16 protein-coding genes and 1 tRNA gene are annotated in these 12,978 nt (G+C 55.5%); 12 read left to right on the top strand and 5 right to left on the bottom strand.

Annotation, left to right across the window (positions count from 1 at the left end):
• The coding region (locus I2D41_RS09995) for a hypothetical protein (RefSeq protein WP_229042067.1) at window positions 1-460 on the top strand (460 nt) is incomplete at its 5' end.
• A gap of 173 nt (window positions 461-633) precedes the next feature.
• Here the strand turns inward: I2D41_RS09995 and I2D41_RS02730 are convergent.
• The 4 genes from I2D41_RS02730 to I2D41_RS02745 all read right to left on the bottom strand — a co-directional run bounded on the left by I2D41_RS02730 (window position 634) and on the right by I2D41_RS02745 (window position 3,365).
• Entirely contained in the window at window positions 634-927 is a 294-nt protein-coding gene (locus I2D41_RS02730) for a thioredoxin domain-containing protein (protein WP_195363466.1), read from the bottom strand.
• Between the two features lie 137 nt (window positions 928-1,064).
• On the bottom strand, window positions 1,065-1,505 hold the full coding sequence (locus tag I2D41_RS10200; protein WP_411161266.1) for a transposase: 441 nt from the start codon (window positions 1,503-1,505) through the stop codon (window positions 1,065-1,067).
• 28 nt (window positions 1,506-1,533) lie between these two features.
• Window positions 1,534-2,283, bottom strand: a complete 750-nt coding sequence (locus I2D41_RS02740) for an SEC-C domain-containing protein (protein ID WP_229042068.1) — start codon at window positions 2,281-2,283, stop codon at window positions 1,534-1,536.
• Complete coding sequence (locus I2D41_RS02745) at window positions 2,271-3,365, bottom strand: hypothetical protein (RefSeq protein ID WP_195363469.1); 1,095 nt, start codon at window positions 3,363-3,365, stop codon at window positions 2,271-2,273. The genes I2D41_RS02740 and I2D41_RS02745 overlap by 13 nt, the downstream gene beginning before the upstream one ends.
• A 140-nt stretch (window positions 3,366-3,505) precedes the next feature.
• Here I2D41_RS02745 and I2D41_RS02750 point away from each other — a divergent pair, with 140 nt between their 5' ends.
• Genes I2D41_RS02750 through I2D41_RS02760 form a run of 3 tightly spaced genes read left to right on the top strand, consistent with a single transcriptional unit; the run spans window position 3,506 to window position 6,255 of the window.
• On the top strand, window positions 3,506-4,714 hold the full coding sequence (locus I2D41_RS02750; RefSeq protein WP_195363470.1) for an AAA family ATPase: 1,209 nt from the start codon (window positions 3,506-3,508) through the stop codon (window positions 4,712-4,714).
• Window positions 4,704-5,438 (top strand): RloB family protein, encoded by a 735-nt coding sequence (locus I2D41_RS02755; protein ID WP_117747013.1) that lies wholly within the window; start codon window positions 4,704-4,706, stop codon window positions 5,436-5,438. The genes I2D41_RS02750 and I2D41_RS02755 overlap by 11 nt, the downstream gene beginning before the upstream one ends.
• The gene (locus I2D41_RS02760) at window positions 5,422-6,255 is read left to right on the top strand and encodes an S-4TM family putative pore-forming effector (RefSeq protein ID WP_117747012.1); all 834 of its coding nucleotides are present in this window, start codon (window positions 5,422-5,424) and stop codon (window positions 6,253-6,255) included. The genes I2D41_RS02755 and I2D41_RS02760 overlap by 17 nt, the downstream gene beginning before the upstream one ends.
• Here I2D41_RS02760 and I2D41_RS02765 read toward each other — a convergent pair.
• Window positions 6,242-6,595 carry a hypothetical protein gene (locus tag I2D41_RS02765; protein WP_195363471.1) on the bottom strand — a complete coding sequence of 118 codons (354 nt, stop codon included), beginning with the start codon at window positions 6,593-6,595 and terminating at the stop codon, window positions 6,242-6,244. The genes I2D41_RS02760 and I2D41_RS02765 overlap by 14 nt on opposite strands.
• 173 nt (window positions 6,596-6,768) lie before the next feature.
• Between I2D41_RS02765 and I2D41_RS02770 the strand changes: the two genes are divergently transcribed.
• From I2D41_RS02770 to I2D41_RS02805, 8 genes are all read left to right on the top strand, one after another.
• On the top strand, window positions 6,769-7,863 hold the full coding sequence (locus I2D41_RS02770; protein WP_195363472.1) for a hypothetical protein: 1,095 nt from the start codon (window positions 6,769-6,771) through the stop codon (window positions 7,861-7,863).
• 410 nt (window positions 7,864-8,273) lie between these two features.
• Window positions 8,274-8,720 (top strand): GIY-YIG nuclease family protein, encoded by a 447-nt coding sequence (locus I2D41_RS02775; protein WP_117747087.1) that lies wholly within the window; start codon window positions 8,274-8,276, stop codon window positions 8,718-8,720.
• A gap of 23 nt (window positions 8,721-8,743) precedes the next feature.
• Entirely contained in the window at window positions 8,744-9,268 is a 525-nt protein-coding gene (locus I2D41_RS02780) for a hypothetical protein (RefSeq protein WP_117747086.1), read from the top strand.
• Between the two features lie 228 nt (window positions 9,269-9,496).
• Window positions 9,497-9,763: a hypothetical protein gene (locus I2D41_RS02785; protein WP_117747085.1), complete on the top strand. Its 267-nt coding sequence runs from the start codon at window positions 9,497-9,499 to the stop codon at window positions 9,761-9,763.
• Window positions 9,763-10,041: a DUF4160 domain-containing protein gene (locus tag I2D41_RS10205; RefSeq protein ID WP_117747084.1), complete on the top strand. Its 279-nt coding sequence runs from the start codon at window positions 9,763-9,765 to the stop codon at window positions 10,039-10,041. Before I2D41_RS02785 ends, I2D41_RS10205 begins: the two co-directional genes overlap by 1 nt.
• A gap of 282 nt (window positions 10,042-10,323) precedes the next feature.
• Window positions 10,324-11,112: a DUF3825 domain-containing protein gene (locus I2D41_RS02795; protein ID WP_117747082.1), complete on the top strand. Its 789-nt coding sequence runs from the start codon at window positions 10,324-10,326 to the stop codon at window positions 11,110-11,112.
• A 138-nt stretch (window positions 11,113-11,250) separates the two neighbouring features.
• Window positions 11,251-11,325, top strand: a tRNA-Val gene (locus I2D41_RS02800).
• A gap of 370 nt (window positions 11,326-11,695) precedes the next feature.
• Window positions 11,696-12,853: a hypothetical protein gene (locus I2D41_RS02805; RefSeq protein ID WP_147330622.1), complete on the top strand. Its 1,158-nt coding sequence runs from the start codon at window positions 11,696-11,698 to the stop codon at window positions 12,851-12,853.
• Window positions 12,854-12,978 lie beyond the last annotated feature (125 nt).

Genomic DNA, 12,978 nt, shown 5'->3' on the forward strand with positions numbered 1-12,978 from the left:
GAGAAGAGGCGGGGCATGCCCCGCCTCTTACACCACATCTCTGCGCGCTACCGTCGTGCCCGCCATGACGAGGCTATTCTTGGACGAGGAAGGGAAGCTATATGCCGAAACGTGGCTCGTCGTCCAAGAGATCGGGCTCGCGTTCGATCTTGATTCCAGAAAGCCCGGCGAAGAGTATGGGCTGGTTGTCGAGATCCAAAGGCACCCGCTGGTTGCCGATGACGATACCCTTGCGAGAGTCGCTGTGCAGCACGGGTATACTGTGCTTGGTGCGAGGTTGGACCTGTGCAACGAAGACCTCCTCGGGGTCGATGACGCAGCCGCCGTATTCGATGTGCTGGATGCCTTGGGCATATTGGCCGAAGGACGCGTGCCCACATTGGAAGACATCATGAAAAGTTACCTCGAAAGCTGTGTCGACGTTCCTGCCGGCGGTTGGGGTACCTTTGCCGAGAGGTAGCTTCGTCCTGCCACGCTTCACAAAACGTTTCACAAACTTCTCGTCGCTGGCCGAGTTTTCGGCACGTAGTGCTGCAATGGCCCTGCCTGATTTATCCATCTAGCCCCAATTGACCGATTTCCCATTGACGGTAACAACTTTCTGCCGACCCACTGGAAGCGCCTGCGCACCAACTACGCGCAGGAGGGGACAAACTGAGAGAACAAGCACAGGTCGCGCGTCGTGCCGGTGCTTCCCTCCACGGGCTCGCCGGTGCGTCTCGCAAGCGCGGTCATGTGCGGACAGGACGAGATATGGCAGGAGTCCAAGTACTTCACGGAGGCGAGGACGGACGAGCCCTGCGACGACGGACGCACCCGGGGAATCGACGGTCCCGTCGATTGGGCGCGGCTCGAGGCGGAGGCCGGAAAGATGCTCGAGTCCGGCGTCGAGCTTGTGGGCAGGGTCGAGGCGGCATGGGATTTCAACCGTATTCCGGATTCTAGAACGCCGGGCCGACTCGCTTCGGATCGGGATTTACACCATCTTTCTCGACACTTCCCGAAAGGCAACCATCGGTTGGGCAGCGTCCCGATTGTTGGTGCTATCGCCTAGAATCCAATCGTCATCCTGTCCCAACATCATGCCGCCTTCCTTCCTGTCGGATTATCCTCCACCACGAGCTCGATAATGCGTTTGGCATGCTCCTTGGCGTCCCCCCCGTGCAGGAACCCGCCGGAACGCCCGCGTTCTTCCCATATGCCTTCACGATCGAATCCTCGGTGAACCTGTGCCTCGATGCCCAGCCCTCATCCATCTCGGCAAACACGGCCCCGAGCATGCGGATGGGGGACCTCCTCGATGGGAACACCTGCGCCACGCGGGATCGACGCTCGAGTCTTCGGCTGGCGCGCACCTGCACGTTGTTGGTGCACAGGCGCTTGCGATGCGCATGGGAGAAGTTGAGGTAGGCCAAGGCATCTGCCTCCGCTTCCTTGAGTAAGGCGGATGCCTTCAGGCAAAAGCCCGCTATCTCGTCGCATGCAAGATGGTATAGCTCGCGCACCGGGACGGCGGACAGGGAATCCGGTTGTTTAATCAATATTCGACGCGCGGTACTTTCCAGGGAGGCTTATAAGGGTTTGACGAAGTGCTTGCTCCCTTTTTACAGCCGATTGCTGCAGATAGGTCAGCTCACACGCGATTGTTGTAAAGTCGGAAGAGAAGGCCTCCGTCGCTCCGCTCTTCTTGAGCTTGAGGATGGTTTCTCCATGGCATTTTCTAGCGATAAGTCCCGATCCGCACGGGCAGGGGAGGTGTCCGCGGTAGTTTTCGAAACAGACGGCCCCAAGCAGCTTCATGATCGTTGGAAAATCCGCTTCCCCGAAAAGCTCCTCGTAGTAACGAAGGATCCCCCGGACTCCATGAGCTCTGTCTCCGAAAGGGTAGTTTCCGTATCTTTTTCGGAAGAGATAAGAGTACAGGTAGCTTCGGATCGGCCCATCGAGAAGCGCTACAAGGGACGGGTTTTCAAGTTGGGCCAGGAGTAACTCACCCCGAACCCCTAGACAGAAGGTCCCGTTAAGGTAGAGATGCTCGTACCCGGGATCGATGACGCCGGATGTCTCCCTGACCGTTGGGAGGCTTGCAGGGTAGTCGCCTGGGACAACCAGTTGAAGGTCGAAATCCTCCGCCAAGCGAACGCCATTGTAGGTCGCGTCAAGAGAGTATGGTCCAGTGAGGATGACCTTTCCCTGCTGTCCAGCTTCGCGCTTAAATCCAGTGCGCACTTTCAGCAGCTCCTCGATAGCCCTTTCGGGGCTGGTCATCGCTACATCGACCATGGCTTCAAGGGAGTGACGACGCTAGGAACGACGGCTGCCGCTGTAACGGGCATTGCTCTTTTTCCAATCTTGCTCCCGAAGATGGCTTCGGCTGCAGCGCCGCCCTTCGCCCGCGCTCCGCAGCGCAGGTTGCCGAGGCTTCGATCGATTTCCTCTGCCCATAATGTAAGGAGCGCGAAACTCTCGTCATCCCATTCTTGGAGCAGATCCTCATCGTAAACCGGATTAGGTAGGCTCCGTGCTGCTGCGAGTGATCTCGCGCATTGGATGAAGCTTTCCAGGAATTCGATCGCCTTTGTGTTGTTGGGCAGGTGATCGGATACCTTTCCGATGATGACGGTGACTACGCAGGATGCCGGTGCCTTCTCAGACTTACCGCAGCGATGGTAGAACTCGTCCCGAGAACGCTTCAGAACCTGGACCGCTCTCTGCATCTCCGAGCGGTCAAGGGAGTCCGGTACATCTTCGATAGATGCGTAGAGGCTTCGGTTTTCCTTCAGGATTCGGGCCTTCCTTTGGGCTCTTTCCACGGCGGCGAAGCGTTCGTTCTTGTCGATGAACCACTGGCACAGCCCGCGTGGGTTGCTTCCGTGCCACCGTTCGGGATTCCTCCACGCCATCGAGACCGAACTGTCCGCGTACTCTTGGCGCGTCTTGCAAGTCTTGTCGTCTATGCAGGTGTTCAAATCGAGTCGGAACCCTCCCTCGATTCCGTTGGCTACGTATTCAACGGTGATGCACTCGTCGTATTCTTTCGCCATGTTGCCGTACCTGTCGCTTTTGAGGAGGGTCTCATCGACGGGGTCTCTGACTTCCCCGGGTGTGTTGTTTGCGCTGTCAAAGCCCGGACGATTCACGAGGACGTCGATGTCGAAGTACGCGTCCTCGTTTTCGGAATAGGGCCTCACCACGGTTCCTGTCAAGATGGAGCCGCATGGCGATATGTCCGCATCGATGCCGTGGTTTCCTAAGAATTCTCCTACAGCCTTGTAATGGGACGTCGCCTCTTCGAACATCGAGGGTGTGATGTCGAGGAGGTTTGCGCCTTTCGACAGAATATTGTTGATTTCGATCTCGTTCATCTCTACTCCGTTCCGCGCATGGCATCTTTGCTTCAAATGTTTCTTATTACATTCAATCTACCACAATTTGAAATTGGAACAAAGGAATGGTAAGATTCCTACCATAGACATTGTACAGATACATTATTTAAGGAACTAAAATGCTTATCGAGTTCACATTCGAGAATTTCAAGTGCTACCGGGGTGAGACCACTCTGCAGATGACCGCTGCTCCCATTGACGAGCATGCCGAGACGCTCATCCCGGGTTCGGGTAAAAAGAAGTTCCTTCCGATTGCGGCGATCTACGGTCCGAACGGCGGGGGAAAATCCAGCGTGCTCCAAGCCCTCACGTGCTTGGAGCGACTGATCACCATGCCGTATCTCGTCCTGAGGGCGCGTCTCTCGAAGACGCCCCATATTGAGTGCCGGCCATACGCTTTCGAGGCGGAGAGCCGGTCCGAAGCGACGACGTTCTGCGTAATTTTCCAGGTCGGCGATTACACATACCGCTATATCCTCTCGGTGCTCGGCGGAGAGGTGGTCGAGGAGTACCTGCATAGGCGAAAGGCGGGCAGGGGGGCGGAGGCCACGCTGTTCGAGCGCACTGACGGCGCCGTCGAACTCGGCTCCTCCCTGAGGCGCAAGGGGGTGAACACTGACGTCGACTCGATGATGCCCTACCTGTCGTTCTTGGCGATCAACTACGATATAGAGGCGGTGGAGGAGGCGTTCGGCTGGTTCCTCGATTGCCAGGTCCTCGACTACTCTGAATCGTCCTTCGAGGACTTTTTTATGGAGCCGAGGGGCGACGAAGAGAGACAGCTGATAGTGCGTATGCTCAACGCTATGGACATTGACATCACGGGAATCCGTTACCAGAAAGACGATGAGGGCCTGGAGATCTACCTTACGCATGAGTCGAGCGACGGCACCGAGCTGGAGCTCGGCGAGGAGTCGAACGGCACGAGGAAACTGCTCAACCTCGTTCCTCCGTTTCTCAGGGCGCTCGAGAGCGGCTGCCTTGTTGTTTCCGACGAGCTTGACGCGAAACTTCATCCGAAGCTCCTCCGGTATCTCATTATGCTGTTCACGAACAGGGATATCAACAAGAACGGCGCGCAGCTGGTGCTCACGTCGCACGACATGACGATCCTCAACAGTTCCGTCTTCCGACGCGACGAGATCTGGTTCGCAGCTAAGACCCCCGAAGGCCCATCAACGCTGTACTCGCTTTCCGATATCGCTGACATCGACGGAAAGCGCATCCGCACCCAGAATGCGTACGACAGGCAATACCTCGCGGGTCGTTATGGCGCCGATCCCTACCTCAGGAGCATGTTGGAATGGGGCGGTTGCGATGAGCAATAAGCCCCCGAAGCACAGCGAGGTCAAGAAGAAGGAGAGCACGGCGAAGAGGATGAGGGCGAGCTGGGGGAAGCCGCGCGCCGCAGCTCCCTCAATCAAGATCCGCCCCGAGCGCTACCTCATCGTTACCGAGGGAACCAAGACTGAGCCCTATTACTTCGAGAGTTTCAGGAAGCGAATCAACGCAGGTTATCATGGCGAGTACGTGACGCTGCGGGTGTGCGGCATGGGCGATAACACCGTATCGCTGTTTGAGAGGGCAAGGGCGATCGCTATTGCTGATCCCGATGGGTTCACGCAGGTCTGGGTCGTCTATGACAAGGACAGCTTCCCTTCCCGCGACTTCAACGCCGTTGAGGAACGCTGCGCATCCGCAAGTGACAAAGGCACGGTATACCGCGCAGCGTGGACCAACGAGGCCTTCGAGCTGTGGTACATACTCCACTTCGCCTACGTCGATTCCGCGTTGGACAGAGGTTCTTACGAACCCATCCTCACGCGTCACCTATGCGCCGAGGGTTTCGGCAGGTACGAAAAGAACCGAACGGACATGTTTGATATCCTCGAAGGCCGCATGCGTATGGCTATCTCGAATGCGGAGAGGCTCGAGAAGCTCAATAGGGGCCTTGCTCCTGCAGACTCGAATCCGGGCACGGCGGTCCATTTGCTTGTCAAGGAGTTGCTGCCCTACCTGAACTCTGGAGCGTTAGGTGATCGTGTTGAATAGTGGCGCGAGGATCAGCGAGATTCAAAACAGTAAAGAGAGCAAACGACTGTTGGCGGCTCAGCGCCAGACGTATACGGATGCGAAACTGGTGGACTTGGTGAATGCCTGCGTTTGCCTTCTGCTGCCGCTAGGGGTTACCGTTGCACAGATCTTTCTGAACGTGCCTTGGGAGGCTCTTTTCCTGGTTTGGATTGCGACCGTGGTTGCAGGCAACTGCCTGCCAAAGCGGTCCATGTACCTTATCGACGAAGCTGCTGCCATGCAGCAGCGCTTCGATTCGGATGTCTTCGGAATCAAATTCGAGAACGTGTGCCGAGACGACAGGAGAATCGCTTTTCAGGCTGGGCGCTATCGCGAACGTCATGGTGACGACGACGGCAAGTTAAGACTTGATAACTGGTATTCAGTAGACATCGAGGGCGCAAGGCCGGGTGACGCAATCACCAGATGCCAACGTCAAAATACCGAATGGACAAAACGCTTGTTCAAACGCTGTATATGCATCGAGATCTGCGGCGCGGTTATTGTCGCTGCTGCGCTGACCGTTTTGGTTTTCTGCCTGGATATCAATCCCTTCAACCTCTTTTTCCTATTCTCGATTATAGAGTGGATGGTTCAGAGATTCTTTGAATACCGTGATGCTTTCACTAGGGTTGGGGCACTTGCGGGTTCTTTGTCATCGTTCAGGCTATCTTCGAGAGAGAATATCCTGAAAGTTCAGGAAAAGATTTTCGAGTACAGAAAAGCGCCTTATCTTGTTCCTGATTGGCTGTACGCTCTTTCCAAGAAGATAGACGAAGCAGCTACGGTGAACTGACAAATCGAACGATGTCTCTTAGTTTGCGCATTCTATCGGCTTGTATCGACGGCCCTCTCGGTGGTTCGGCTCTCAGCGGACGCGGTACCAGGTGCCTGGTACCGCGTCGTAGCGTCCTTCCCATCTCTTCACGTTCCCGTTCCCCCGGTTTTCGTGTCCCAAGTGTTTGTTCCTCGATGCCGTCGATGATGCCGTGTGACGCCAGGCGAACAATGTTGAGCGATGCACGCAACTCGGAGATTTTCTTGCCGGTGCTCCACCAGGCGATGTAAACGAAGCTGTAGTCGCTCGTGTCGAGCCCGAACCAGTTGGAATCGGCAAGGTCGACGCTACCGAGCATTCGTAAGTCGATTCCTCCTTTCACCGACTGGCAAAACGATTTACACCTAATTGCGAATATTCCTCACGCGATTTCTCTTTGCTCCCGCATCGATCTCGCTAAACTGATAGCTGCTGCTACCAGGGCATTTTCTGGTGCACATTCAATTGGCTCCTGCGAAGATCGGAGCGGGTATGTTTGCCGCCGAGTCCCACACCAGCCGTCATCACATCGCGATCGCTGCCATGGCCTGCCTATGCGTCTTGCTGGGCGGGCCTTCCTATGCCGCGGGCGCGGAGAGCCTCATCATCGCGGGCGCGACGTACTACGGGCCGGGCGTGTCGGGCCCCGGCTGGACCTGGACCGATGCCGGCCATCTGGAGCTTGACGGCTACGCGGGCGACGCCATCGGCGCCGACGGCGACCTGGTCGTGACGCTTTCCGGGCGCAACTCGGTGGTCGAGTCGCATGCGCCCGATGCGGACATCACGCAGTGCGGCATGGAAGTGTGGGGCGACCTGACGCTTCGCGGCACCGGGTCCCTGGCGGCATCGGGCTCGCAGTGCGCGATCCACGCTTCTCAGGCGCTCGTGGTGGACGGCTGCGCCGTCGATGCCCGGGCGGACGGGGCGAATGTCACGGGCGAGGCCGTGGCCGGCGTGATCGCCGCCCGTATGGCCGTGCGCGGCGGCGGGCGCGTCGTCGCCGTCGGTGCCGCGCCCGCCGCCGGCGCGCAGGCTTTTGGTGTGTACCTGCAGGACGCGGGCGCCGGCGACGGCTCGGCCGGGTGCAGGCTTTCCGTCGACGCCTCGTGGCTCGATGCGACCGGTGCCGATGGCGGTGTTGCGTGCACGGGCGGGTCGCTTGTGTCCGCGCGGTTCGTGGCGCCTGCGGGCGGGGCCTTTAGTGCTGATGGTGTGGTGGATGCCGGCGGTGCGCTGGCGCCGCATGTGGTGGTTGAGCCCGAAGGCGCCACGCCGCCGGCAGGGGAGACTGGCGGGCGCGACGTGCCGGGCGGAGAGGCGGGTGAGCCTTCCACCGATGCCGACCCCGCCGCCGGAGAGCCCACCACAGGACCCTCGGCAAATCCCGCGCCAAAGCCCGCGGCCGCGTCAACCAAGACAACAACGACAGTAACCAAGACCACGGTCGCCAAGGCCTCCAAGCCTAAAACCGCAACCGCGGCCTCCACGTCTCTCCCCAAGACCAGCGACAACAACATGATCGCCGCTTCCTTAACGCTTTTCATTCTGGGGACAGTGCTCCCGGCTGCTGTATATCGTTGCTAAGACCCCGTTTATGCGAAACCAGGGGAGGGATGAATGCAGCTATTACAGAAGTATTTAGCCTTCTACTGAATCAAATTTCTTAGAGATTGGTGCCGTATCAGCTATCGCTGCGACGGCACTATTTTGTTTAGCTCGACTGCCTCTCGATCTATTACCGATGTTGAGCCTTACACCCCATCTGCCAGAGCGATAAGATAATTGCAATCCAAATGATGCCGTTTATAAAGCTCCATTTGGATCCAATTGCCTATATCACTGGAGCCATACCATGAGGAACTACTATCAAATCAAAACCGTCGCATCGGCCCCTCCAAGAAGGCTCATCCCGATCGGAAAAGTCGTCAGCGCTGCTGGTCTTGTATTGGCAATTGTCAGTCTCTTTTACGCTCTGCCATCGAGTGCCAACATATATGGCTCGCTTTTTTACTTTCTTACTTATTGGCTTGTTCTTTTTTGTAGACGGGCTCCTTCTTGTTATTACAGCATCAAAGCAACAAGAGAAACTACTGCGGCTACGCCAATCCCTCCTAGAAGATGATCCGCAAATCGTCGCAAGCGCCGAAGAGTTTATGGCTCAGCGAAAGGCCCTGACACAGAAAGGCGAAATTACTGGCATCTTCATTGTCCATAATGCAACCAAAGATCTGTACTACGTAGGCCAAAGCGCAAAGGCAATTGATCGGGCGGCCATACAGTTTCTCGGTAGGGGCAATTGCGATGTATATGCCGACTACAAGTACGGTGACTCATTCAACGTACGAATAATCCCGCTGTCGGGAAGCTGCTACGAAAGTCTCAATGAGCTAAAACGCGCGGCGATACAAGCGCTCGAGGCTGCTGATGAAGTGCTCTATTAAAGGCGAATGTTAGGTTAAATGAAATGGCAAGCTCAAATAACGCAGGCAACAACGAGGAATTAACGCCGTCCGTCGAAGAAACGCTTCTTAACGAATCCGGCTCGATTGCCAGGGTCAAATCGTTCTCATGGATCTGGTTTATCAACAAGGAACGAATCCACGACATAGATCCCTTCCAATGCGGCAAATGGATGTTCTTCTTCTCTCCATTCAAAACCGCCCTCATGAACGACATTGTCGGAACCGCAGTTCTTGATGGCGTCGTCGTAGAAGCCAAATACTCGAATCCCGAAACGCTCATCGCGGCGGGCTCCAAACAAGGTGTCTGTTGCTTTTACCTAAACGGTAACGATAGAGAAAGCCATATGAGGGTACTGAGATACATGCTGGAAAACGGGCTGATCAGGAAGACAAAGACCGGAAAGCTTTATAACATTTCGTTCAAGTTTGACTCTGAGACCTATGCAGGAAAGTACAAGGGGAGCGGCTTCTGCGGAAAGATAAAGCTCGCGGACTTCGTTGACCTGGAGACGGGAGAATTTATCTAGGACAGCGAACAGAGTGATGAACTCTGCTTATGCTAGGCTTTTATTGCTAACCCCATGATCAACGCACCGCGACGGTTATCATGTCAAAAAGACACTGAAGTGTGAAATAGCTTAAATCTCAGTAATACAAATAATCAGCAGTTCAGGTCTTATGGGAATAATTCAATTCGCATCACGTTGCATCTAAGCGGCTGTTTATACTTGGATATAAACACTAAGGAGGCAGCAATGCTTTGGAGCTATGTTCAGCTAGATGACGGCACTCAGTTTGCCTACTCAGAAACACGAGACGACGGGACCGTTCGCGTAGCCGTCGAGCGCCCGGTTGATTTTGGTTTTGACCATGCAGAATGCTTTCTACCTGCGGTCAAATGGTTTAACGTCGAAGGATTTTCTAATGACGATCTGGATTTTTTGACCGAGTTCGTTAGATCAAACGCTCCGTTTATCTTCGAGCTTGCAGAACGGCAAAAAGCTGGACCGGCGGTGGCATAATGCCTCGAATTCTTGTTTTTGGACAGTATGTTCTGTTCTTTTGGATTGCGGAAAACGGAGAACCCGTTCACATCCATGTAGGGGTAAAGAGGGCGGCAGCTAATTCGACTAAGTTTTGGCTCACTAAAAATGGCGGATGCACAGTTGCGAACAACGAGAGCAAGATTCCGGCTAAGGATCTCAGGGATCTTTCAAAACTAATCACCATGAACCATCGGTACATTTGTGACAAGTGGCGCGAAACCTTTGGTGATGATTCCCTGACATTCTATTGCTAAACCGCAATTGAGCCATGATTACACTTGTCAACTCATGATTGCCGATGTCGACGGGCGGGTCCTTCCCGTTACGCCGCTGGTGCTCCAGTCGTACTTTCCGATAGCCCGGAACCCAAAGACAACCAGCACTACGCCTGGATCCAGGACCTTGTTTCCGGAAACCGCACGCGAGCAGAACTCGCCGACGAGCTGCGCCGCGGTTGCGTTGTGGACACGGGCTACCCGTCGCACGTATAAAATCAAAGCATCCACACGCCTGTCATTATCTTGATTGGAAGCCATATGGAGATCCCCAGCACCCTGTGCAGCAATGTGTACGACTTCGCGTTTTGCCCCGAGCCCTGTTACGAGCGCTTGGCCGACCTCGCTGATCCCGAGGACTGGGGTCCCTGCAACCGCATTCTCAAGAACTACCTGTCGTTTTCGTTTAGCCGCGCAGTATTTTTGACCGAGCGCGACGTGGACCAGACCGCGCCGTCCAACCTGCCGCTGGTGTTCGACGACGACCGATGCCTGTTTAACACCGGCCTGTACACGCGCCGCTACGAGACCATCTACGGCCTGTTTGAGCCCAACACCAAGCCCGACGCGCGCCAGCGCTGGTTTTTGAAGGGCTTCTTTAAGGAGAGCGACCCCATGCTGGTCTCGTTTGAGTACCTGCCGTGCCGCGTGCGCTTTGCCGAGGACCCCTCCGAGCTTGTCTTTGACTACCGCCTTCCCATCCGCTCCAACATCGACCACATTCTGGGCGACGAGGAAAACCTTACGCGCATTCCCGCCAGCCTGATGGGGGAGGGCAACTCGCTGCTGCTGCGCCGTGCCTTTGAGGGAGCCGTCGTCGAGGCCGCCCGCCGCGCCGCAGCCAACTACACGCTCGCGGTGCCGCAGTTCTACGGCGGCCGGATCCAGCTGCTCTTGCCGCTGTGCCTTACCGGAGACAAGCCCGAGCTAGCGCTGACCATCCAGCGCGAGGACGGCTTCTACGCCGCGCGCACCTGCCTCACACTCGATATGGCCTACAACAACGCGCGACTTATTTGCCGCCCCGAGACCTCGTGGATTAAACGATAAAGGGTGGTTAAGCTGCGGGTTTGTTGACTGACCGGGTTGAAACGGTGTGACTTGCTCCCACGAATTTAAAATCGGGGGCAAAAAGTTCTTGGTAAACCACGTGCGGCTATGTTAGTATCTCTTTTGCCGAAAGGCGACGGGCGATTGGCTCAGGGGTAGAGCATATCCTTCACACGGATGGGGTCACAAGTTCGAATCTTGTATCGCCCACCATCTAAAGTACAGGTCAGAGGTGTTAAGCCTCTGGCCTTTTTCTTGTTGACACCAAAATCGAAGCGAAGTTACCTAATGCGTTTTATGTTACGCAGTTCACCTTAGGTGTCGTCATTGCTCATTTTGCACAATGCATCTGCGTTCATTCATTGAATTCCCTGCGTAATCTATGTTCAATTGTGGAGACAGAGGTCACTGGCTCACAGCTCGTACCAGCACGTTTATGCCTATGGCGGCTTTTCAACAGATTGCGTCAAGCTTTTGGTCAGTGTTTGGTCAGCTTCCCGTACTTATCCGCATGATGCCCCGGCAGATAATCGGCCATGCCCGCAATCCGCACGGCCCGCAGCCGAAACCAGGGGAGGCCCACATGGACGAGATCGTCTGCGCAAACACCGCATTCCGTTACTGGCGCTGCCCACCGCAGGTTCGCGACCTCTATCCACGCCTGTCTAATTCCGAAGACGGCTGGCGAACTCTATCCCAAGGCCCTTTCATAACCGACGTCCTCAAGACCCCGATTATTACCACGACGGAGCCTGGTGGCGTTAACTACCATTCAGGATTACGGACAACAATCCATTGTGGAGACGCTTCTGGGGTGGACAGTACACTAGAAACAGCGCTGGGCTTTAGGGTAACCAATCCGCTTGCAACGTTGTTTACCATGGCGCGTTTTGTGTCTCAAACCGATCTCGTCCTTGCCATGTACGAGTTCTGTGGGTGGTTTTCCGTCTTTGAACCCACCGCTGCAGCCGAAGAAGAACTGATCAAGGCCGATGACACCGCTCAAGATTCCACGACCGAATCTCTCTTTGAACTAGATGAGAGCCAAGACGAAGCGCAATGGAAACGCGTTTATGCGCGCGAAAAAGTTAAAGAGCAGGTAAATGCAAAGGGAACAATCGTCCAAAAGAAGACGAAAGAGATCACGAAGCTCAAAGGCACTTCGCTCTGGATGAGGAGGCCGCTTATCGAATTGCACGAACTTCATGAGTACGCCAGGAAGATGAAAAGCCGTAAGTGGGGTGTTAAGTTCTATAACGCCGCACGGATGGTTACGGGTATAGCGGCCTCTCCGCTAGAAGTAGCGGGAATTCTATTGCTGTCGCTTCCTCGCTCCCGCGGCGGTGCCGGCTTTCGAAACGTTTTCGTGAATGACCTTACGCCGCTTACCGCATCGGCGCAGATCATTGCAGGGCAAAAAGTCTGCTACGGGGATATCGTGATCGTAAATCCAACCTTAATGAAGGCAGGCATCGTGGAGATTCAGGGAGAGGTCATCCACGGATCAGGCGCCGTGCTCGACCACGATGCCAAACGCATGACAGCGCTGCAAAGTATGGGGTATGACGTCTTCCTGGTTACGCACGACATGCTTAACGATGCCGAGCAGCTTGATGCGATCGTGAGAAGTCTTTGCTCGCGCTTGGAATTACGCTATAGGTGCAAAACTAAGGCGCAAAAGGCGACGGAAATGGAGTTGCGAGCCAACGTACTATGCAACTGGCTGGAAATCGGTCGTTAGACGGGTTCCTTGCTCACTTCCGGGCGCCCTCGGTCGGCTGCCCGCGATGCCGCCGCCACGAAACCGGCCCATCTACTACGTTTAAGCCCGACCCCTCGACCATAACCCGTATTTCGCAAAAACCG

Source organism: Collinsella aerofaciens (assembly GCF_015552075.1).
Lineage (GTDB): Bacteria > Actinomycetota > Coriobacteriia > Coriobacteriales > Coriobacteriaceae > Collinsella > Collinsella aerofaciens_Y.

Coding starts and splice junctions, on each gene's coding strand:
- I2D41_RS02740 (WP_229042068.1), bottom strand. CDS start 2,283: ATGGTCGATGTAGCGATGACCAGCCCCGAAAGGGCTATCGAGGAGCTG.
- I2D41_RS02745 (WP_195363469.1), bottom strand. CDS start 3,365: ATGAACGAGATCGAAATCAACAATATTCTGTCGAAAGGCGCAAACCTC.
- I2D41_RS02750 (WP_195363470.1), top strand. CDS start 3,506: ATGCTTATCGAGTTCACATTCGAGAATTTCAAGTGCTACCGGGGTGAG.
- I2D41_RS02755 (WP_117747013.1), top strand. CDS start 4,704: ATGAGCAATAAGCCCCCGAAGCACAGCGAGGTCAAGAAGAAGGAGAGC.
- I2D41_RS02765 (WP_195363471.1), bottom strand. CDS start 6,595: ATGCTCGGTAGCGTCGACCTTGCCGATTCCAACTGGTTCGGGCTCGAC.
- I2D41_RS02770 (WP_195363472.1), top strand. CDS start 6,769: ATGTTTGCCGCCGAGTCCCACACCAGCCGTCATCACATCGCGATCGCT.
- I2D41_RS02775 (WP_117747087.1), top strand. CDS start 8,274: ATGGCTCGCTTTTTTACTTTCTTACTTATTGGCTTGTTCTTTTTTGTA.
- I2D41_RS02780 (WP_117747086.1), top strand. CDS start 8,744: ATGGCAAGCTCAAATAACGCAGGCAACAACGAGGAATTAACGCCGTCC.
- I2D41_RS02785 (WP_117747085.1), top strand. CDS start 9,497: ATGCTTTGGAGCTATGTTCAGCTAGATGACGGCACTCAGTTTGCCTAC.
- I2D41_RS10205 (WP_117747084.1), top strand. CDS start 9,763: ATGCCTCGAATTCTTGTTTTTGGACAGTATGTTCTGTTCTTTTGGATT.
- I2D41_RS02795 (WP_117747082.1), top strand. CDS start 10,324: ATGGAGATCCCCAGCACCCTGTGCAGCAATGTGTACGACTTCGCGTTT.
- I2D41_RS02805 (WP_147330622.1), top strand. CDS start 11,696: ATGGACGAGATCGTCTGCGCAAACACCGCATTCCGTTACTGGCGCTGC.